This window comes from Martelella sp. FLE1502 (assembly GCF_053484255.1).
Window position 1 is genome coordinate 142,504 of the sequence record NZ_JBAKFQ010000004.1, and the last position, 19,273, is coordinate 161,776.

Consider the following 19,273-nt stretch of genomic DNA (forward strand, 5'->3'; position numbering starts at 1 on the left):
CAACCCCGATCAGTTCAGCTCGATGGCGTAGTTTTCGATCACCATATTGGCCAGCAGCTTCTCGCACATCGCGGCGACGTCGGCTTCCGCCTTGGCGCGGTCATCGGTGTCGAGCGTGAGGTCGAAGACCTTGCCCTGGCGCGCGCCGGAAAGGCCATCGAAGCCCAGGCCATGCAGCGCGCCTTCGATCGCCTTTCCCTGCGGATCGAGTACGCCGTTTTTCAAGGTGACGATGACGCGTGCGTTGATCACTGGCTTAACCTCAGCTTCTGTTCGAAAATTCTACTTGACCAGGACGGGGCCGGCGGCGCGCGCCGGCTCGTTCTCATTCATGATGCCGAGCCGGCGGGCGACCTCGGAATAGGCGCTGGCGGCAACGCCATCGCCGCCCTCGACGCGCGAATCGAGACGCTGGCGCGTTGCCAGATCCATCAGGCGACAGCTGTCGGGGGAAATCTCGTCGGCCAGGATGATGCGCATCATGTCGCCCTCGAAAAGGCGGCCGCATTCGATCTTGAAATCGACGAGCTGCATGCCCGCACCCAGAAACAGGCCGGACAGGAAGTCGTTGATCCGGATCGCCAGCGCCATCATGTCGTCGAGCTCCGGCGGCGACGCCCAGCCGAAGGCGGTGATGTGTTCCTCGGTCACCAGCGGGTTGCCGAGCTCGTCGGAGTTAAGGCTGAACTCGACGATCGAGCGGGGCAGGGGAACGCCTTCCTCGATGCCGAGCCGGCGCGACAGCGAGCCGGCGGCGATATTGCGCACGGTCACGATCAGCGGGATCATTTCGACCTCGCGCACGAGCTGCTCGCGCATGTTCAGGCGGCGGATGAAATGGGTGGGAATTCCGATCGCGTTCAGATGCCCGAAGACATATTCCGAAATGCGGTTGTTCAGAACGCCCTTTCCGTCGATCACGTCGGCGCCCGCACCCGGCTCGGTGCTGGCGTCGTCCTTGAAGAACTGGATCAGGGTTCCGGGCTCGGGGCCCTCGTACAGGACCTTACCCTTGCCTTCATAAACCCGGCGGCGGCGACTCATCTCTGTCTCGTATACGTTGGCGCGCCAAGCGCGCTGAAATCATCAGTTTCGCTGCAATAGCGAGTTTGCGCCGCTTTCTCAATCAAAACCACGTGTTTTTCAAGGCAATTGCGGTTTTGCACGATTTGCTGATGACAAAGCGTCGCATGCGAGCAAATTTTGAAGCAAATGCCGGTTTTTTTCTTCTCAATCGCGCGAAGACATACCATCTTAGGTAAGTAGGACTATCAGGGAGGCCAACATGGCAGATCGAATTTTTGCAGACCGCGGGCGCGCGCACGAGGCCGCCTATACGGCGGAACAGCATGCGCATTTCAATACGCTCGCCCGGCGCAACCGCATGCTGGCAAACTGGGCGGCAGGACTTTTAGACCGTGAGGGCGACCAGGCCTATATCAGCGAAGTGATGGCGAGCCATTTCATCGAGGCCGGCGACGCCGATCTGACGGGCAAGCTGATGGCGGACTTCAACGAAGCCGGCGTCGCAATGGACGAGCAGACCATTCACGCCAAGCTGAACGAGTTCATGATTGCAGCCGCCGCTCAGGAAAAGGGCTCGGCCTGAATTGACTTGAACGGTCCCGGCTTTTTCGGAAGGCGTGACCGCTCTGCTTCTTTTTTTGGTGTGGCCGATCGGGCCGCTCCACGGTGTATCGCTCAGCCGAGGGTCACGATCCGAACAGACTCGCCCGCTTCAACTGCTTTGGCATGAGGCGGGCGGATGATCAGGCAATCCGCTTCTGCAAGCGTGGCCTGCAGGGATGAATCCTGCCGCGCGAAGGGCGCGACCCGGCCCTCGGGGTCGAAACGGCCGCGCATATAGTGCTGGCGCGGGCCGTTTTCCGCGAGCGTGGACGCGGCGATGGCCGTGGTCTCGCGCTTGCGGGGCGGGAACCGTCCGATATGGCGGATGAGCGGTTCGGCAAAGAGCAGGGCGCAGACGAAGCTTGAGACCGGGTTGCCGGGCAGGCCAAGCACCCGCATATCTTCCAGTCGGCCGACCATCAGCGGCTTTCCCGGCCGCATCGCGATCTTCCAGAAATCAAGCTCCATGCCCATGGCTGAAAGCGTGGGGCGGATCAGGTCGTGATCGCCGACCGACGCGCCGCCGATCGTCACCAGAATATCGACCTTCGCCTCGATCGCCTTTTCGACTGCGCCACGAATCTCGGCTTCGCTGTCGCCGGCAATGCCGAGATCGATGACATCCGCGCCATTGTCGCGGGCGAGAGCGGCAATGGCGACGCTGCCGGAGGCCGAAATCTGGCCGGGGCCGAGAAGTGTTCCGGGCGGCACCAGTTCATTGCCGGTGGCAAGCACGGCGACGCGCGGCCGGCGGAAGACGGAAAGCTTGGCGTGGCCACCGGCTGCGGCAAGAGAAAGCGCGCGGGCGTCCAGCGCGCGGCCGCGGCGAAGCAGGATATCGCCGTCGGCAAAATCCTGTCCGGCCTCCCGGACATTGTCGCCCACGGCGGCAGCGGTTTTGAAGAAGACGCCGGCATCGCCGCGCTTCTCGGTATTTTCCTGTATCACCACGCTATCTGCGCCTTGCGGCAGCGGCGCGCCGGTGAAAATCCGCATCGCGGTTCCGGCGGTCACATGCGCATGCGGCATCGCGCCAGCGGCGACCTCGCCGATCACCTGAAGCTCCGCGCCTGCGGGCCCGATGTCGGCGGCACGCACCGCATAGCCATCCATGGCGGAGGCTGAAAAGGGCGGTTGGGTGATGCGGGAGACGATATCCTCGCCAAGCACGCGCCCATTGGCATCGGCAAGCGCCACGGTTTCCGTCTCAACGATCTGCGGGGCATGATCCAGCAGGATCTCGCCGGCTCTTTCAACGCTCAGCAGGGGATCGGCCATGCTTTAGCCTCCGCGCTTGAAGTCGCCGCTTGCGCCGCCGGATTTCTCGACCAGCCGTATCGCGCCGATTTCCATCTCGCGGTCGGCGGCCTTGGCCATGTCGTAGATCGTGAGACAGGCGACGGAAACTGCGGTCAGCGCCTCCATCTCTACGCCCGTGCGGCCGGAGAGCGAGGCTGTGGCGACGACCCTGAGACCCGGAAGCGCTGCATCTGCTTCGATGTCGACGGCGATTTTCGTCAGCATCAGCGGGTGGCAGAGCGGGATGAGGTTCGCCGTCTGCTTGGCGCCCATGATCCCGGCCAGCCTGGCGGTGGCGATCACATCACCCTTCTTGGCGTTGCCGCTTTCGATCAGCGACAGCGTCTCGGGCTTCATCCGGACATGGCCTTCCGCCGTGGCGGAGCGGACGGTTTCGGCTTTGGCGCCGACATCGACCATGCGGGCCTCGCCGGTCTCGCCGATATGGGTCAGTCCGGCGGGCTTGTCGGTCATGGCGCGGCCTCGGCTGTGCCCTTCAGCAGCGCACGGGTGGCGGCGGCGATATCATCCTTGCGCATAAGGCTCTCGCCCACGAGGAAGGTGGAGATGCCGACCTTTTCCAGCCGCAGGCAGTCGTCATGGACGAAGATGCCGCTTTCGCCGACGATCAGCCGGTCCTCCGGGATCATTGGAACGAGCCTTTCGCTGGTCTTGAGCGAGACTTCGAAGGTGCGCAGATTGCGGTTGTTGATGCCGATCAGCGGCGAGGAGAGCTTCAGCGCCCGCTCGCACTCGGCTTCGTCGTGGACCTCGATCAACGCGTCCATGCCGAGGCCGAATGCGGTCTCTTCCAGAAGCCGGGCTTCGTCATCGGAAAGGCTCGCCATGATGATCAGGATGCAATCGGCCTGCCAGGCGCGGGCCTCGTAGACCTGATAGGGTTCGAACATGAAATCCTTGCGGAGCGCGGGAAGGGCGCAGGCCGCCTTGGCGGCGGCGAGGAATTCCGGCGCGCCCTGGAAGCTCGGCGTATCGGTCAGCACCGAAAGGCAGGCTGCCCCGCCTTCCTCATAGGCTGCGGCAAAGGCCGGTGGATCGAAATCTGGGCGGATCAGACCCTTGGAGGGGCTCGCTTTCTTGATTTCGGCGATGAGACCGAAATCGCCCGCAGCCTTTCTGGCGAAAAGCGCATCGGCAAAACCGCGCGGTTGATCGACATCGCGAATCCGCGCCTTTAGCTCGTCGAGCGGCACGGCGCTCTTCGCGGCCGCGATTTCCTCGCGCTTGTAGGCTTCGATCTTCTTCAGGATATCGGTCATGGCCGGGCCTCATGTTCTGGCTTGCGGTTCGACACGGCCACCAGACGGTCGAGCGCGAGGGCGGCCTTGCCGCTCTCCAGCGCATCGGTGGCAATCGCCATGCCGTCGGCGATCGTGTCTGCCTTGCCCGCGACCACAAGAGCCGCTGCGGCATTGCAGAGCGCGATATCGCGATAGGCATTCTTCTCACCGGAAAGCACCTTGCGCAGCGCCGCGGCATTGACCTTGCCATCGCCGCCGCGCAACGCCTTGAGTTCGACCTGCGGAACGCCGAAATCCGACGGCGACAGCGTGAATTCGCGGATCTTGCCGTCGGCAAGCTCGGCCACCATGGTTTCGCCCGTCGTGGTGATCTCGTCGAGCCCCTGGCCATGAACGACCCAGACCTTTTCCGACCCATGGTCGCGCAGGACCTCGGCAAGCGGACGCACCCATTCGGCGGAAAATACGCCGAGCAATTGCCGTTTGACGCCCGCGGGATTGGAAAGCGGACCGAGCAGATTGAAGATCGTGCGGGTGCCGAGTTCGACGCGCGACGGGCCGACATGGCGCATGGCGGCGTGGTGCTTCTGCGCGAACATGAAGCCGATGCCGGCCTCCTCAAGACAGGCCTCGATCAGGGCCGGCGTTATATCGAGATCGACACCGAGCTCCGACAGGCTGTCGGCGGTGCCGGAGCGGGAACTGAGCGCGCGATTGCCATGCTTGGCGACCGTGACCCCGGCGCCGGCGGTGATGATCGCCGCCAGCGTCGAGATGTTGTAGGTGCCGGCACCATCGCCGCCGGTGCCGACGATATCGATGGCATCGGTGGGCGCTTTGACGGGCGTCATCTTGGCCCGCATGGTCGAGACGGCGCCGACGATCTCGTCGACCGTTTCGCCCTTGACCCTCAGCGCCATCAGGAAGCCGCCGATCTGCGATGGCGTGGCCTCGCCCGACATCAGAAGATCGAAGGCCCGGCGGGCTTCGTCACTGGTAAGCGACTGGCCGCTTGCGACTTTCGCGATGAAGGGCTTCAGCTCGGACATTGTTCGCTCTTCTTATCTGAGGTTGATCGCCTGCTGGGCCAGCGTCTGGTTGATCGAGACGCCGTATTCGCCCTGCAGCTTGTTGATCATTTCATCGAGAATGTCATCGCCGGCATAGGATGCGATGGCGTTGACCGCCTGGTCGTCGCCGGATGCCGCCAGCGTCCCGACCGGGTTGACGACGGCCACGACCTTCAGCACCACCTGCTCGGTGCCGCTGTCGCGCGGCGCGGTGGCCACGGTGCCCAGCGGACCGCTGAAGGCGGCGGCCACGGCTTCGGGGCCGAGATCGTCATTCTGCGTGGTGCGGGTGACGGAGGTCACGCTGTTGACGTCGATCGCCAGCTCATCGGCAATCTGCTGCAGCGACTCGCCGCCTTCGACGCGGGCCTGCAACTCGTTTGCCTTGTCGGCCAGGGCCTCGCGCTGCTGCTCGGCCGCCCAATCGACCTCCACCTGGCTGCGGACCTCGTCGAATTCGCGGTCGCGCGAGGGGGTGATGTCGATGACCTCGTACCAGACGACGCCGCCGTCATTGAGCGTGAGCGGCAGGTTCTCGACGCCGATATCGCTGTCGAAGGCTGAAGCGACAAGCTCTGTGCCGAGCGGAATATCGGCAACGGGAGTGCCGCTTTCATCATTGCCCTGGGCATCGATGGCGTCGATGGTCGTGGGCTCGAGGCCCAGGCTTTGGGCCGCTTCGGCCATCGATGCGCCGCCAGCGCGCTGGTCCTCATACTGGTTTTCGACATTCAGGATATCGTCCGTTGCCTGCTGCTCGGCGAGTTCCTGACGGATCCGGTCCTTGACCTGATCGAAGGGCGTGACCTGTTCGGGTGAGATCGCGGTGACGCGCAGGATTACCGGGCCGAAATTGCCCTGGACGACTTCGCTGGTGCCGCCCTCGTTCTCGATGGCGAAGGCTGCCTCGTCGATCGAGGCGTCCGGAAACTGGCCCTTGGTGAAGATGCCGAGGGTCACGTCGCCGGTGGTCTTGCCCTGTTCGCTGATAAGCTGGTCGAATGTCTTGGTGCCGTCGGCAAGCGCCTGGGCGGCCTGTTCGGCTTCGGCCTGATCGGAGAAGGTGAGCTGCTGGATGCGGCGTTCCTCCGGCGTGGTGAAGCTTGAAATCCGCGCGTCGTAATCCTCGCGCACGGCGGCATCGGTGATGGCATCGGGATCGGCGATATCTGAGGGATGCAGCGCCACATAGGAAACCTTGCGATATTCCGGCGCGCGATAGGCGGCCTTACGCTGTTCGAACCATGGCTTCAGCACCTCGTCGCCCGGCGATTTCACCGGCTCGATGAAGGCGTTGTTCAGCACGATGTAATCGACGCCGCGGGACTGGTTGCGGTATTCGCTGATGGCATCCACGAGCGTCTTCGGCGGGACGAAGCCATCGGCGATTCCGTCGACGACCTGGGAGCGCACGGCGACCTTGGAGCGTTCGGCGACATAGTCATCCTCGTTGAGGCCGACATTGCGCAACAGCGCGCTGAAGCGCTGGCGGTCGAAACGGCCATCGGCGTTCTGGAAGGCGGGATCCTGGGCGATGATCTCTGCCAGCCGGTCTTCGGAGAGGCCGAGATTCATGTCGTCGGCAAGCTGGTCGAGAGAAGCGCCGGCGACGAGTTGGGCATTGACCTGCTGGTCGACGCCGATCATGCGGGCTTCCTCACCGGTCAGTCGCCGGCCGAACTGGTTGCTGAGACTATTGAGCTGGCGCTGATAGGCAAGGCGATATTCATTGGCCGAGACGGTCTTGTCGCCGACCTTCACCACCACATCGGAATTGCCGGACAGGAACGCGCTTGAGGCCCCCCATACGCCGAAGGAGATGATCAGCAGGATCAAGAGGAGTTTCGCGACCCAGGTCTGGGCGCCTTTGCGCATTGTCTCAAGCATTCTTGTGCAGTCCCTGTTTGCCGGTCCTTCGGTTTTGTGACGCTTCATAGACGAAGATGCAACCGAATTGAAGCCGCAGATGCAATGGCCGGCCGGGCAAGGGCGATAACCGTTCATTAACCATAAATGTTAAGCATGTTCGCAAAAGCACGCATGGCAATAGGTTCTTAAGGACCTGCAACCAGAATCACCCCAGTTTTGGACAGGCGGCCGATTCCCGAATGCGCGGATCGGGTCGCAAGGGGTAGGTAATGCGTGGTTTGAGATTTCGGCAGGACGCTGCCAGAGCGTTGTTTCTGAGTTCCTCGGCACTTCTGGTTGCGTGGAGCGCCCCGGGACTGGCCGCCGATTTCAACTGGACCGGCGCGACCTCCACAGACTGGTACGAGACCGAGAACTGGACCGTCGACGGCAGTCAGCCGCCGCTTCCGCCGAAATCCGGTGACAACGTAACCATCAATACGCTGAACAATGCGCCGGTGCTGACCCCCGACCGCGGCACGGAATACATAAGCAACTTCATCGTGGGCGACACGGCCGCCGGCAAGCTAACGTCCAACGCCACGGTCAGCGGCGAGGTAGTGACCCTCGGCGCCTCCACCGGCGGCAATGGCACTGTCATCGTTCAGGGCGCAGGCAGCGCGATCCAGTTCGACAAGCTCATCACGGTCGGCGGTGCCGGCGTCGGCACGCTGACCATGCAGTCCGGCGCGAAGGGGCAGACGGGCGCAATCACCATCGGCAACGCGGCGAGCGGAGAGGGCACCTTCACGCTCGACGGTGCGGGAACGGAGATGCGCACCTACGGCACCGGCGCAAACAGCGTGGTGATCGGAAATCTGGGTGAGGGCAATCTCAACATCACTGGCGGAGCTCGGCTCGAATCGAATCAGACGATCATGGGCCAGGGTGCCGGCGGCGACGGCACCGTGTTGATCTCGGGGGCAAACTCCGAATGGAACGGCTATGGCGACCTCACGGTCGGGCTGTCCGGCACCGGCTCGGTGACCGTGAACAATGGCGGCCACGCGATCAGCGGTTCGCTCAGCATCGGCCAGAACAACAGCTCCACCGGGAACACGGCCACGGTGACGGGCGCGGGCTCGCTCTGGAACGTCTATAACGACATCGCGATCGGCGGCAGTGTGGCCGGCGGCGGCTCCGGCGGCGAAGGCTCGCTCTCCGTTCTCTCCGGCGCGACGATGACCGCCAGCAACATGACGGTCGGCTATGTCACCGGCGGCGAAGGCACGGTCACGATCGACGGCGCTGGCACGCAGTTGCAGCTTTCGGCGGCGCTGAAGGTCGGCAATTCCGGCGATGGCGGCCTTACCGTATCTAACGGTGCGACGGTTACCGCCGATTATGCGATGCTGGGCGTCAACGCGACAGGTTACGGTGGTACCGTAGTCACAGGCGCAGGCAGCAGCGTGACGCTGACCAACAGAATGACGGTGGCCGCCAAGGGCGATGGCGCGCTCGGCATTTTCGATGGCGCCACGCTGAACTCCAATGGCGGCGTGATCGGTCGCGACGCCGACAGCGAGGGCGGCGTCGCGCTGACGACCGGCGGGGTCTGGACAAACACCTCCAATCTCACCGTCGGCCAGGATGGCACAGGCCTTCTCGGAATCGCCAGCGGCGCGAAGGTCACCAACAAAACGACAGTGCTCGGCGCTTCGGCGACCGGTAGAGGCGGGGTGCTGGTCGCGGGCGCCGGATCGAGCTGGGATGTCGATGGCGGCATCACCGTCGGCGAAAGCGGCACCGGTCTGTTCTCCGTCACGACCGGGGCGACGGCCACCAGCACGGCAAGCGTGGTGGCCGATGCGGCGGGATCGTTCGGCCTCGCCGAAGTCTATGGCGGTACCTGGACGGTCAATGGCGACCTTGTGGTGGGCAATGGCGGCTCCGGCGTTCTCGACGTCGCAGAGAACGGTGTCGTGACGGCCGACAGCTTCGTGCTAGCGGCCGCAAGCGGCTCAGAGGGCGGCCTCGTCATTGGCGGCATTCCGGGCGTAGGCAGCGCTGTCGCGCCGGGCGAAGTGGCGATACCCACCGTCGCTTTCGGCGAGGGCACCGGCCTTATCGTCTTCAACCATACATCATCAGACTATGTCTTCGCGCCGACCATCAGCGGGGCGGGGCAGATAGCTGCGTTGTCCGGCACCACGATCCTGACCGCCGACAACACCAATACAGGCCTGACGACGATCGGCTCCGGCGCTGAAATCCAGGTGGGCGCCGGCGGCACGACGGGAACGCTCGGCGGCGATGTCGCGGTGGATTCCGGCGGTACTCTGAGCTTTGCCCGCTCCGACGACATCGAATTCCGCGGCGCGCTGAGCGGCTCCGGCGCTCTGGTTCAGAAGGGGCCGGGCGAGCTCAACCTTTCCACCGACAGCGCGGATTTCACCGGTTCGCTTGAAGCGGCCGGCGGCACGCTCGACATCGATGCCGACCTGCGCGGCGCGACCGCCGAAGTAGCCTCCGGCGCGACGCTTGGCGGTTCCGGCGTGATCGGCGATACCCATGTGAGCACCGGCGGCACGTTCCGCGCCGGCGACAGCCAGGGATCGATCACCGTCGACGGCGATCTCGATTTCGATCCCGACGCCACCTATGTCGCGGTGATCACGATCAATCAGGAACCGGCGATCGTAACCGGCACCGTCGCCTTCGACGACACCGCGATCGATCTCGACTTCGATCAGGGCGGGGTGCTGAAGAAGGAATATACGCTGCTTCAGGCCGGTAACCTGACCGGCACCTACGATCCCTCGCTTGATTCGCTCCCCTCCCAGTTCCGCGGGACGATCACCGACGAGGACAATGCGCTGAAGCTCGGCCTTGCCTATGTCGGCGGCAATTTCAACTTCTCCGCGCTCGGCCAAGGCGTCAACACGGCGCTGGTCAGCGCGTTCAACGATGGCGTTCCGCTGCAGGGGACGCTTGCGGCCGGCATGCTGCAATCGGGCCGCGCCTATGAGGCGGCGATGACGACGCTCGGCGGCGAACTCGGTATCAACGCGACGATGACGGCGACGCTCGGTATGGACAATTTCCTGCGCCGCTCCTCCAACCCCAACCGCTTGCTCGCCGGCTGGCGTCCCATCGAAAAGGATGCCGATGAGGACGCCGTGCAGAACGCGCCGGCGGCGACATCGGGTCTCGCCTACTGGGCAGTCGGCGGCTATGACGGCTATGCGGGCGCGGCCGGCGATCCGCGCTGGGACTGGTCCGCGGCGCGCCGCAAGGGGATTTACGCCGCGCTCAACCCGGTCAATACCGGCTGGCTCGAATATAATGGCGGCAGTTCGAGCGTCGACGGCAACGCGCAGGCCGGCAATTCCGGCGCCGATATCGACAGCAGCATGATCGAGGGCGGCTATCTGGCGCGGCTGGACGATGCCAACGCGATCGGCATCGTGTTCGGCGGCGGCAGCTCGACCTACAAGCAGACGGATCAGGACGGCAAGGCGGATTCGCAGAGCTTCCACGCCGCCATCAACGGCGTCACCCAGTCCAAGGAAGGGTTTTATGCGACCGCTGCGCTCGGCAGCGGCGTCGACAGCATCGATACCAAACGCACGGTCGCCTTCGGGGATGCCGTCGACCAGTTGCGCGGCTCCTATTCTGCGACAACCGTCGGCGGGCGGATCGAGGCGGGCGGGCGCATCGTCCAGAACGGCGTCGCGCTGATGCCCTTCGTGGGGGCAAGCGCGGTCTACACCCACGCGCCGGACTATCAGGAAGAGGTCGAAGCGGGCTATGGCAATGCCGCGCTTGCCTATTCCGATGTCGGCCTGTTTCGCGGCACTGTCGAGGCGGGGCTCGGTTTCGACACCGCCGCCGGCGACATTGCGCGCCGGTTCGCGCTCAATGGCCGCGTTTCCTATCTCTACCGCTATGGTGGGGGCGGCGATGCCAGCGCCAGTTTCCTGGCAGTGCCGGGATACGGCTTCTCGATCTCCAGCAATGCGCCGACCGGCAGCGCGGTCGCCGCCAATGTCGCAGCGAGAATTCAGTTGACCAGCCAGGCCGATCTCAGCCTTGGCGCCTATGGCGAATGGGGCGAGAGCTATTCGGCGCTGATCGCCTCGGCGAAACTGCGCTACGTCTGGTAGGTCTTCGCGCAAGCCCGTGCGCTCCTTCTTGAGGCGCGGGCGTTTCTGTGCCATCAAGAGCGCCGAAAAGGAGGGGCCATGTCTCTTTCCCACCGTCCTCTTGATCATCTGGTTCTGCCGGTCGTCGATCTCGCGACCGCGCGGCTCAGGCTTTCCGCGCTCGGTTTCGCCGTGGCGCCGGAGGCGCGGCATCCGTTCGGTACGGAAAATGCCTGCGTCTATTTCGCCGATTCGACCTATCTGGAACCGATCGCGATCGCCGACCAGCAGATCTACGATCAGAATATCGCGAAAGCTGAATTCGTCCGCCGCGACCGCGCCTTTCGCTTTCGCAACGGCGATGACGGGCTCTCCGCCATCGTCTTCAGGAGCGAGGATGCGGAAGCCGATCATGCGGATTTCGCTGAAGCCGGACTTGGGATCGGCGATCTTTTCAGCTTCTCCCGGCCATACAAGCTTGCCGACGGAACGGAAGCGGTTGCCGGCTTCCGGCTCGCTTTCGCCGCCGATCTGCGCGCGCCGGATCTGTTCTTCTTCACCTGCGAACGCCTGCAGGCGCTTGCCCCCGATGAAACCCTCATGGGCCATCAGAACGGCGTGACCGGCATTTCGGGAGTTCTGCTCGGCGCCGACTACCCGATGGAATACGAGCCGCTGCTGCAGACGCTCACCCGCGCCGGCGAGGCCGATATCCACCCCGACGGTTTCACCACCGACGCGCTGACGGCGAAGTTCTCGGTGTTTTCCCACGACCATATCGAACAGCAGCACGGCATCGCGCGCTCCGGCGCGGGGCGCGGGCTTGAATCTGCCGCCGTGGTGTTTGAGGTGGCCGATCTGGAAAACCTTGCCGATATTCTGAAAACCAACGACATCGCCTCACGGCAGGCCGGCGACAGCATCGCTGTGCCGCCAGCGCCCGGGCAGGGCGTGACCTTCATGTTCAGGGAAAACTAGAATGACCGACCGAACCGTTACCGCCGGCGAAGGCGCGCGCGCCGTCAGCTTCAGCAATGCCGGAAGGCTTTCGCTGATCGCCGGACCGTGCCAGATGGAAAGCCGCGATCATGCCTTCATGATGGCTGGAAAGCTTGCCGAAATCTGCGATGAAGCCGGGATCGCGCTGGTCTACAAATCCTCTTTCGACAAGGCCAACCGCACATCGCTCAAGGCGACGCGCGGCATGGGGCTTGATAAGTCGCTTGAGGTCTTCGCCGACCTGAAGAAGGAATTCGGCTTTCCGGTTTTGACCGACATTCACACCGAGGAGCAATGCGCCGAGGTGGCGACCGTCGTCGACGTTCTGCAGATCCCGGCCTTCCTGTCGCGCCAGACCGATCTTCTGGTCGCCGCCGCCAAGACCGGGCGCGTTATCAACGTCAAGAAGGGCCAGTTCCTGGCGCCCTGGGACATGAAGAACGTGCTCGCCAAGATCGTCGACAGCGGCAATGACAATGTTCTGCTGTGCGAGCGCGGCGTCTCCTTCGGCTACAACACGCTGGTTTCCGACATGCGCGCGTTGCCGATCATGGCGTCCACCGGCGCGCCGGTGATCTTCGACGCCACCCATTCGGTGCAGCAGCCGGGCGGGCAGGGCGGTTCCACCGGCGGACAGCGCGAATTCGTCGAAACGCTGGCGCGCGCAGCGGTCGCCGTCGGCGTGGCCGGCGTTTTCATCGAGACCCATGAGGACCCGGACAATGCGCCGTCCGATGGCCCGAACATGGTGCCGCTCGATGACATGCCGCGGCTTTTGGACAAGCTGCTGGCTTTTGACGCCATTGCCAAGGGAAGGTAAGTTCTTTCGAAATCGGGTGATCGCGCCGCAAATATGCGTGGCTTGATCGCCAAAATCATTCATTCGTCATAGTGCTGGCGCACGAACTGCATTAAGCAGAATTCCAGCGACGCGATCCGCCTGCCCAAGGGGCGGACCCTCGCAAAACTCCAGCGCTTCGACGCGGTCGTTTCAATTTCTTGTAGCAAGGTCGACAGGTAGACAGACATGACGACAATCACCGACATTCTCGCCCGTGAAATCCTCGACAGCCGTGGCAACCCCACGGTCGAGGTCGATGTGTATCTGGAAGACGGCACGATCGGCCGCGCCGCCGTTCCCTCCGGCGCTTCCACCGGCGCCCACGAGGCCGTGGAGCTGCGCGATGGCGGCGAACGCTATCTCGGCAAGGGCGTTGAAAAGGCGGTCGATGCCGTCAACAACGAAATCCTCGAGGCGGTTGTCGGTCTCGATGCCGAAAACCAGATGGAAATCGATCAGACCATGATCGAGCTTGACGGCACCTCCAACAAGGGCCGCCTCGGCGCCAATGCGATCCTCGGCGTATCGCTCGCCACCGCCAAGGCTGCGGCGACGGCCTGCGGCCTGCCGCTCTACCGCTATGTGGGCGGCGTATTTGCCCATTCTCTGCCGGTTCCGATGATGAACATCATCAATGGCGGCGAGCATGCCGACAACCCGATCGACTTCCAGGAATTCATGATCATGCCGATCGGCGCCGATACGCTGCGCGACGCGGTGCGCACGGGTTCGGAAATCTTCCACACGCTGAAGAAGGAACTGTCCGCCGGCGGTTACAACACCGCGATCGGCGATGAGGGCGGCTTCGCGCCGGCGCTTCCGAGCACCACCTCGGCGCTCGACATCATCATGAAGTCGATCGAAAAGGCCGGCTACAAGCCGGGCGAAGACGTGTATCTCGCCATGGACGCCGCCTCGACCGAATTCTACAAGGGCGGCAAATACGTGATGGAAGGCGAGGGCAAGACGCTCGATTCCGGCGAAATGGCCGCCTATCTCGCAGACCTCATCGGCAAATACCCGATCTTCTCGATCGAGGACGGCCTTGCAGAAGACGATTGGGACGGCTGGAAGGAACTGACGTCGCTGATCGGCGACAAGTGCCAGCTCGTCGGCGATGACCTGTTCGTCACCAACACCAAGCGCCTGAAGGACGGCATCAAGATGGGCGTCGGGAATTCGCTGCTCGTCAAGGTCAACCAGATCGGCTCGCTCACCGAAACGCTCGACGCCGTCGAGACCGCCCACAAGGCCGGCTACACCTCGGTCATGTCGCACCGCTCGGGCGAGACCGAGGACGCCACCATCGCCGACCTCGCGGTCGCCACCAATTGCGGTCAGATCAAGACCGGCTCGCTGTCGCGTTCGGATCGTCTGGCCAAATACAACCAGCTCATCCGTATCGAGGAAGAGCTCGGCAGTCAGGCCGTTTATGCAGGGCGGTCGATCCTGAAGGGTTGATATTTTCGGGGGCGCGGCCGCATAGCCCCCAATCAATCTCCCCCCTTGAGGGGGAGATGCCCCGACAGGGGCAGAGAGGGGTGAACCCTCTCTGCGAATTTGGAATGTGCGGCTTGTAGGGCTTACGCCCTTTACCCCTCTCTGTCGCTTCGCGACATCTCCCCCTCAAGGGGGGAGATTGTTGGCGGCCAGTTTCTCAAGCGAAACTGGCGTCGAACGAAGTTGAGGCGCTTTTTTGAGCAAGCGTCTGATTGCCCATGAGCAGCACCGAATTGGCGACGTCGGCCTTCGACTTCTGTAGTGGGAAACCGCATTTCGTCCCATCCCGCCAGCCTCCGGTTTAGCCTTGGTTAAGGTTCACGCGTTAGTGTGAATCCATTGTATTGCGTAGCTTTCCGGACAGCTTCATGTGGACCCGACATCATAAATCCCGGTTTTACGGCCGCCTGATCGTACCCGCGATCACCGTCTGCTTCATGAGCTATTTCATCTATCACTCGATCCATGGCGATTACGGTCTGATCGCCGGCGAGCGGTTTGCCGCCCACAAGGCGCTGAACGAGCGCAAGCTGGAAAAGCTCGTGGCTGAACGCGAGGCCATGGAAAAGCACGTCAAGATGCTCTCCGATGGCTCGCTGATGAAGGATGCGCTCGATGAGCAGGCACGATACGCGCTGAACCTGCTGAAACCCAACGAGATCGTGATTTTCGAGCGAAATCTCCAATAAACTGAAATCAAGTTAATAGCACTTTTAATAAGTAATTACAGTGATTTGATGCGGAACATGTTGTGCTAAATCTAGCATTGCCGTGTCGCACAAAAGCGCTTAATGTGACTGCCAATTCCACGTCTTTCCTTAACGAAGGAGACCCTGATGGCGTCCCAAGCGTCCGCTTCACGGAAATCACCCAAAAAAGAAGATAACAAACGGATCACGGAATTCGACCGTGATCAGGAAATGCATGCTCTGCGTGAGATGCTGATGATCCGCCGTTTCGAGGAAAAGGCCGGCCAGCTTTATGGTATGGGCTTCATCGGCGGTTTCTGTCACCTCTATATCGGTCAGGAAGCTGTCGTCGTCGGTATGCAGATGGCGCTGAAAGATGGCGACCAGATCATCACCAGCTACCGCGACCACGGCCATATGCTGGCCACCGGCATGGAAGCGCGCGGCGTGATGGCCGAGCTGACCGGCCGCCGCTCGGGCTATTCCAAGGGCAAGGGCGGCTCGATGCACATGTTCTCCAAGGAGAAGGCGTTTTACGGCGGCCACGGCATCGTCGGCGCGCAGGTTCCGCTCGGAACCGGTCTCGCGTTTGCCAACCGCTATCGCGAGAACGACCATGTCGCCGTTGTCTATTACGGCGATGGCGCGGCCAATCAGGGCCAGGTCTATGAAAGCTTCAACATGGCGGAGCTTTGGAAGCTGCCGGTGGTCTATGTTGTCGAAAACAACCGCTATGCCATGGGCACCTCCGTTTCGCGCTCCTCGGCCGAGACCGATTTCTCCAAGCGCGGCGCCTCGTTCAACATTCCCGGCAAGCAGGTCGACGGCATGGATGTCCGCGCCGTGAAGGCAGCAGCGGAAGAAGCTGAAAGCTTCGCGCGCGAGGGCAATGGCCCGTTCATCCTTGAGATGATGACCTACCGCTATCGCGGCCACTCGATGTCGGACCCGGCGAAATACCGCTCCAAGGACGAGGTCCAGAAGATGCGCGCCGAGCACGACCCGATCGAGCAGGTCAGGAAGCGGCTTCTGGACAAGAAGTGGGCAACGGAAGACGAGTTGAAGGCGATCGACAAGGACGTGCGTTCGGTCATCTCCGACGCCGCCGATTTCGCCCAGACCGATCCGGAGCCGGATGCGTCCGAGCTCTACACCGACATCCTGCGCTAAGACGGGGAGGGATACCATGCCTACCAATATTCTCATGCCGGCACTCTCCCCGACGATGGAAGAGGGCAACCTTACAAAGTGGCTCAAGAAAGAAGGCGACAGCGTCGCCGCCGGTGACGTGATCGCCGAGATCGAGACCGACAAGGCGACGATGGAAGTCGAAGCCGTGGACGAGGGCACGATCGGCAAGATCCTGGTCGAGGAAGGCGCCGAGGGCGTCAAGGTCAACACCCCGATCGCCGTTCTGCTGGAAGAAGGCGAAAGCGCCGACGATATCGGCAAGGCGGATGCCGCCGAGCAGCCGAAACAGTCCGAAAAGGCCCCCGAGGTCGAGCAGGAAGAAAAACCGCAGGCTTCTGCGTCCAACGCTCCGGCTGAACCGAAGGCCGTCGAGGTGGCCTCCGATCCGGATATTCCGGAAGGCACGGAAATGGTTTCGACCACAGTGCGCGAAGCGCTGCGCGATGCCATGGCCGAGGAGATGCGCGCCGATGGCGATGTCTTCGTCATGGGCGAGGAAGTCGCCGAATATCAGGGCGCCTACAAGATCACACAGGGCCTGCTGCAGGAATTCGGCGCCAAGCGCGTGGTCGATACCCCGATCACCGAGCACGGCTTCACCGGCGTTGCCGTGGGTGCTGCGCTTGCCGGCCTCAAGCCGATCGTCGAGTTCATGACCTTCAACTTCGCCATGCAGGCGATGGACCAGATCATCAACTCCGCCGCCAAGACGCACTATATGTCCGGCGGGCAGATGGAGAGTTCGATCGTGTTCCGCGGTCCGAATGGCGCGGCGGCCCGCGTGGCGGCTCAGCACTCGCAATGCTACGCCTCGTGGTACAGCCATATTCCGGGTCTCAAGGTCGTCATGCCCTATACGGCCGCCGACGCCAAAGGCCTGCTGAAGGCGGCGATCCGCGATCCCAATCCGGTAATCTTCCTCGAAAACGAAATCCTCTACGGCCATAAGTTTGATGTGCCGAAGCTCGATGATTTCGTGCTGCCGATCGGCAAGGCCCGCATCCACAAGACCGGCAAGGACGCAACGATCGTTTCCTTCGGCATCGGCATGACCTATGCGGTGGAAGCGGCGGCCAAGCTTGAGGAAGAAGGCATCGACGTCGAGATCATCGACCTGCGCACCATCCGTCCGATGGACCTGCCGACCGTCATCGAATCGGTGAAGAAAACCGGGCGTCTGGTCACCGTCGAGGAAGGCTTCCCGCAGTCCTCCGTGGGCACCGAGATCGCGACCCGCGTCATGCAGCAGGCATTCGATTATCTCGATGCACCGATCATGACGATCGCCGGCAAGGATGTTCCGATGCCATACGCCGCCAACCTCGAAAAGCTCGCCCTGCCGAACGTCGGTGAAGTCATCGATGCGGTCAAGGCCGTCTGCTACAAGTAAGGGAGCGTCAAGATGCCCATCAAGATTACGATGCCGGCGCTTTCGCCGACCATGGAAGAGGGCAATCTTTCCAAGTGGCTGGTCAAGGAAGGCGACAGCGTTTCGGCCGGTGATGTGATTGCCGAGATCGAAACCGACAAGGCGACGATGGAAGTCGAAGCCGTCGATGAGGGAACTGTTGCCAAGATCGTCGTGCCGGAAGGCACGGACGGCGTCGCGGTCAACGCCCTGATCGCGATCCTTGCCGAAGACGGCGAGGACGCTGCCGAAGCCGCCAAGGCGGCCGAAGGCGGCGATGCGCCTGCGAAGCAGGCTCCCAAGGAAGACAAGCCGAAGGAAGAGACCAAGGCCGAGAAATCGTCCTCCGACGAAACGGCCGAAAAGGTCGCCAAGGGCGGCATTCCGTCTTCCGATACGCCGGTTCCCGAGCCCAAGGCGCCAGCAGCGCCCAAGGCTGATGGCGAGCGCATCTTCGCCTCGCCGCTTGCCCGGCGTCTGGCCAATGAAGCGGGGCTCGATCTCGCGCAGCTTTCCGGTTCCGGCCCGCATGGCCGAATCGTCAAGCGCGATATCGAGAAGGCTGAGAGCGAAGGCGTCGGCAAGGCTGCCGCCACGCCGGAAGCCGCGAAGGAAGAAGCTGCCCCCGCTCCCATGCCGAAGGCGACCTCCGAAGAGGCCGTTCTCAAGCTGTTCGAAGAAGGCTCCTACGAGCTCGTGCCGCATGACGGCATGCGCAAGACGATCGCCAAGCGTCTGGTCGAATCCAAGCAGACCGTGCCGCATTTCTATGTCACGATCGATTGCGAGCTCGATGCGCTTTTGGCGCTCAGGAGCCAGCTTAACAAGGCAGCGCCCGTCAAGGACGACAAGCCGGCCTACAAGCTCTCCGTCAACGATATGGTCATCAAGGCCATGGCGCTGGCTCTGCGCGACGTGCCGACCGCCAACGTCTCCTGGACCGAAAGCAACATGGTCGTCCACAAGCATGTCGATGTCGGCGTCGCCGTGTCGATCCCGGGCGGCCTGATCACCCCGATCGTACGCCGGGCGGAGGAAAAGCCGCTCTCGGTCATCTCCAACGAGATGAAGGATCTGGGCAATCGTGCGCGCGACAAGAAGCTGAAGCCCGCCGAATATCAGGGCGGAACGACGGCCGTTTCGAACATGGGCATGATGGGCGTCAAGGACTTCGCCGCCGTCATCAACCCGCCGCACGCCTCGATCCTGGCGATCGGCGCGGGCGAAAAGCGTCCGGTGGTCAAGAACGACGAACTCGCGATCGCGACCGTGATGTCGGTCACGCTTTCCACCGACCACCGTTGCGTCGATGGCGCTCTGGCGGCCGAGGTTCTGGCCGCGTTCAAGGGCTACATCGAAAACCCGATGTCGATGCTGGTCTGAGGGCGGTCC

The 19,273-nt window shown here is 62.8% G+C and carries 17 protein-coding genes; 9 read left to right on the plus strand and 8 right to left on the minus strand.

Annotation, left to right across the window (positions count from 1 at the left end; all coding sequences use genetic code 11):
- Positions 1-9: 9 nt before the first annotated feature.
- Positions 10-252, minus strand: coding sequence for a phosphoribosylformylglycinamidine synthase subunit PurS (purS, locus tag V6767_RS05300; RefSeq protein ID WP_448472490.1), 243 nt, complete (start codon positions 250-252; stop codon positions 10-12).
- 30 nt (positions 253-282) lie between these two features.
- Complete coding sequence (locus tag V6767_RS05305; RefSeq protein ID WP_448472491.1) at positions 283-1,044, minus strand: phosphoribosylaminoimidazolesuccinocarboxamide synthase; 762 nt, start codon at positions 1,042-1,044, stop codon at positions 283-285.
- A gap of 241 nt (positions 1,045-1,285) precedes the next feature.
- On the opposite strand from V6767_RS05305, the gene V6767_RS05310 reads away from it, so the two are divergent.
- Positions 1,286-1,609, plus strand: a complete 324-nt coding sequence (locus tag V6767_RS05310; RefSeq protein WP_448472492.1) for a DUF1476 domain-containing protein — start codon at positions 1,286-1,288, stop codon at positions 1,607-1,609.
- Between the two features lie 92 nt (positions 1,610-1,701).
- Here V6767_RS05310 and V6767_RS05315 read toward each other — a convergent pair whose 3' ends face one another.
- The 5 genes from V6767_RS05315 to V6767_RS05335 are packed head-to-tail and all read right to left on the minus strand — an operon-like array spanning position 1,702 to position 7,147.
- Positions 1,702-2,907: a molybdopterin molybdotransferase MoeA gene (locus tag V6767_RS05315; RefSeq protein WP_448472493.1), complete on the minus strand. Its 1,206-nt coding sequence runs from the start codon at positions 2,905-2,907 to the stop codon at positions 1,702-1,704.
- Positions 2,908-2,910: 3 nt separating this feature from the next.
- Entirely contained in the window at positions 2,911-3,402 is a 492-nt protein-coding gene (moaC, locus tag V6767_RS05320) for a cyclic pyranopterin monophosphate synthase MoaC (RefSeq protein WP_448472494.1), read from the minus strand.
- Positions 3,399-4,208, minus strand: a complete 810-nt coding sequence (gene trpC / locus V6767_RS05325; RefSeq protein WP_448472495.1) for an indole-3-glycerol phosphate synthase TrpC — start codon at positions 4,206-4,208, stop codon at positions 3,399-3,401. Before trpC ends, moaC begins: the two co-directional genes overlap by 4 nt.
- Entirely contained in the window at positions 4,205-5,239 is a 1,035-nt protein-coding gene (trpD, locus tag V6767_RS05330; RefSeq protein ID WP_448472496.1) for an anthranilate phosphoribosyltransferase, read from the minus strand. The genes trpC and trpD overlap by 4 nt, the downstream gene beginning before the upstream one ends.
- Before the next feature lie 12 nt (positions 5,240-5,251).
- The gene (locus V6767_RS05335) at positions 5,252-7,147 is read right to left on the minus strand and encodes a SurA N-terminal domain-containing protein (RefSeq protein ID WP_448472497.1); all 1,896 of its coding nucleotides are present in this window, start codon (positions 7,145-7,147) and stop codon (positions 5,252-5,254) included.
- Positions 7,148-7,398: 251 nt separating this feature from the next.
- Between V6767_RS05335 and V6767_RS05340 the strand changes: the two genes are divergently transcribed.
- From V6767_RS05340 to kdsA, 3 genes are all read left to right on the plus strand, one after another.
- A complete protein-coding gene (locus V6767_RS05340) occupies positions 7,399-11,274 on the plus strand; it encodes an autotransporter domain-containing protein (protein ID WP_448472498.1) in 3,876 nt (1,291 codons plus the stop codon).
- 78 nt (positions 11,275-11,352) lie between these two features.
- Positions 11,353-12,231, plus strand: a complete 879-nt coding sequence (locus tag V6767_RS05345; protein ID WP_448472499.1) for a VOC family protein — start codon at positions 11,353-11,355, stop codon at positions 12,229-12,231.
- Position 12,232: 1 nt separating this feature from the next.
- Complete coding sequence (gene kdsA / locus V6767_RS05350; protein ID WP_448472500.1) at positions 12,233-13,072, plus strand: 3-deoxy-8-phosphooctulonate synthase; 840 nt, start codon at positions 12,233-12,235, stop codon at positions 13,070-13,072.
- A gap of 59 nt (positions 13,073-13,131) precedes the next feature.
- On the opposite strand, the gene V6767_RS05355 is transcribed toward kdsA, so the two are convergent.
- The gene (locus V6767_RS05355) at positions 13,132-13,281 is read right to left on the minus strand and encodes a hypothetical protein (RefSeq protein WP_448472501.1); all 150 of its coding nucleotides are present in this window, start codon (positions 13,279-13,281) and stop codon (positions 13,132-13,134) included.
- Here V6767_RS05355 and eno point away from each other — a divergent pair.
- The 5 genes from eno (at position 13,280) to V6767_RS05380 (ending at position 19,264) form a co-directional block, all read left to right on the plus strand.
- Positions 13,280-14,554 (plus strand): phosphopyruvate hydratase, encoded by a 1,275-nt coding sequence (gene eno, locus V6767_RS05360; RefSeq protein WP_448472502.1) that lies wholly within the window; start codon positions 13,280-13,282, stop codon positions 14,552-14,554. The two genes, V6767_RS05355 and eno, sit on opposite strands and share 2 nt — an antisense overlap.
- Before the next feature lie 407 nt (positions 14,555-14,961).
- The gene (locus V6767_RS05365; protein ID WP_448472503.1) at positions 14,962-15,282 is read left to right on the plus strand and encodes an FtsB family cell division protein; all 321 of its coding nucleotides are present in this window, start codon (positions 14,962-14,964) and stop codon (positions 15,280-15,282) included.
- 147 nt (positions 15,283-15,429) lie between these two features.
- Positions 15,430-16,452 (plus strand): pyruvate dehydrogenase (acetyl-transferring) E1 component subunit alpha, encoded by a 1,023-nt coding sequence (gene pdhA / locus V6767_RS05370; protein WP_448465530.1) that lies wholly within the window; start codon positions 15,430-15,432, stop codon positions 16,450-16,452.
- Positions 16,453-16,468: 16 nt separating this feature from the next.
- On the plus strand, positions 16,469-17,863 hold the full coding sequence (locus V6767_RS05375) for a pyruvate dehydrogenase complex E1 component subunit beta (protein WP_448432897.1): 1,395 nt from the start codon (positions 16,469-16,471) through the stop codon (positions 17,861-17,863).
- A 12-nt stretch (positions 17,864-17,875) separates the two neighbouring features.
- Positions 17,876-19,264: a pyruvate dehydrogenase complex dihydrolipoamide acetyltransferase gene (locus V6767_RS05380; protein WP_448472504.1), complete on the plus strand. Its 1,389-nt coding sequence runs from the start codon at positions 17,876-17,878 to the stop codon at positions 19,262-19,264.
- Positions 19,265-19,273 lie beyond the last annotated feature (9 nt).

What these genes read in the sequence shown, in the direction of transcription:
- V6767_RS05305 (WP_448472491.1), bottom strand. Translation starts at nt 1,044, where the DNA reads ATGAGTCGCCGCCGCCGGGTTTATGAAGGCAAGGGTAAGGTCCTGTAC.
- V6767_RS05310 (WP_448472492.1), top strand. Translation starts at nt 1,286, where the DNA reads ATGGCAGATCGAATTTTTGCAGACCGCGGGCGCGCGCACGAGGCCGCC.
- V6767_RS05315 (WP_448472493.1), bottom strand. Translation starts at nt 2,907, where the DNA reads ATGGCCGATCCCCTGCTGAGCGTTGAAAGAGCCGGCGAGATCCTGCTG.
- moaC (WP_448472494.1), bottom strand. Translation starts at nt 3,402, where the DNA reads ATGACCGACAAGCCCGCCGGACTGACCCATATCGGCGAGACCGGCGAG.
- trpC (WP_448472495.1), bottom strand. Translation starts at nt 4,208, where the DNA reads ATGACCGATATCCTGAAGAAGATCGAAGCCTACAAGCGCGAGGAAATC.
- trpD (WP_448472496.1), bottom strand. Translation starts at nt 5,239, where the DNA reads ATGTCCGAGCTGAAGCCCTTCATCGCGAAAGTCGCAAGCGGCCAGTCG.
- V6767_RS05335 (WP_448472497.1), bottom strand. Translation starts at nt 7,147, where the DNA reads ATGCTTGAGACAATGCGCAAAGGCGCCCAGACCTGGGTCGCGAAACTC.
- V6767_RS05340 (WP_448472498.1), top strand. Translation starts at nt 7,399, where the DNA reads ATGCGTGGTTTGAGATTTCGGCAGGACGCTGCCAGAGCGTTGTTTCTG.
- V6767_RS05345 (WP_448472499.1), top strand. Translation starts at nt 11,353, where the DNA reads ATGTCTCTTTCCCACCGTCCTCTTGATCATCTGGTTCTGCCGGTCGTC.
- kdsA (WP_448472500.1), top strand. Translation starts at nt 12,233, where the DNA reads ATGACCGACCGAACCGTTACCGCCGGCGAAGGCGCGCGCGCCGTCAGC.
- eno (WP_448472502.1), top strand. Translation starts at nt 13,280, where the DNA reads ATGACGACAATCACCGACATTCTCGCCCGTGAAATCCTCGACAGCCGT.
- V6767_RS05355 (WP_448472501.1), bottom strand. Translation starts at nt 13,281, where the DNA reads ATGTCTGTCTACCTGTCGACCTTGCTACAAGAAATTGAAACGACCGCG.
- V6767_RS05365 (WP_448472503.1), top strand. Translation starts at nt 14,962, where the DNA reads ATGTGGACCCGACATCATAAATCCCGGTTTTACGGCCGCCTGATCGTA.
- pdhA (WP_448465530.1), top strand. Translation starts at nt 15,430, where the DNA reads ATGGCGTCCCAAGCGTCCGCTTCACGGAAATCACCCAAAAAAGAAGAT.
- V6767_RS05375 (WP_448432897.1), top strand. Translation starts at nt 16,469, where the DNA reads ATGCCTACCAATATTCTCATGCCGGCACTCTCCCCGACGATGGAAGAG.
- V6767_RS05380 (WP_448472504.1), top strand. Translation starts at nt 17,876, where the DNA reads ATGCCCATCAAGATTACGATGCCGGCGCTTTCGCCGACCATGGAAGAG.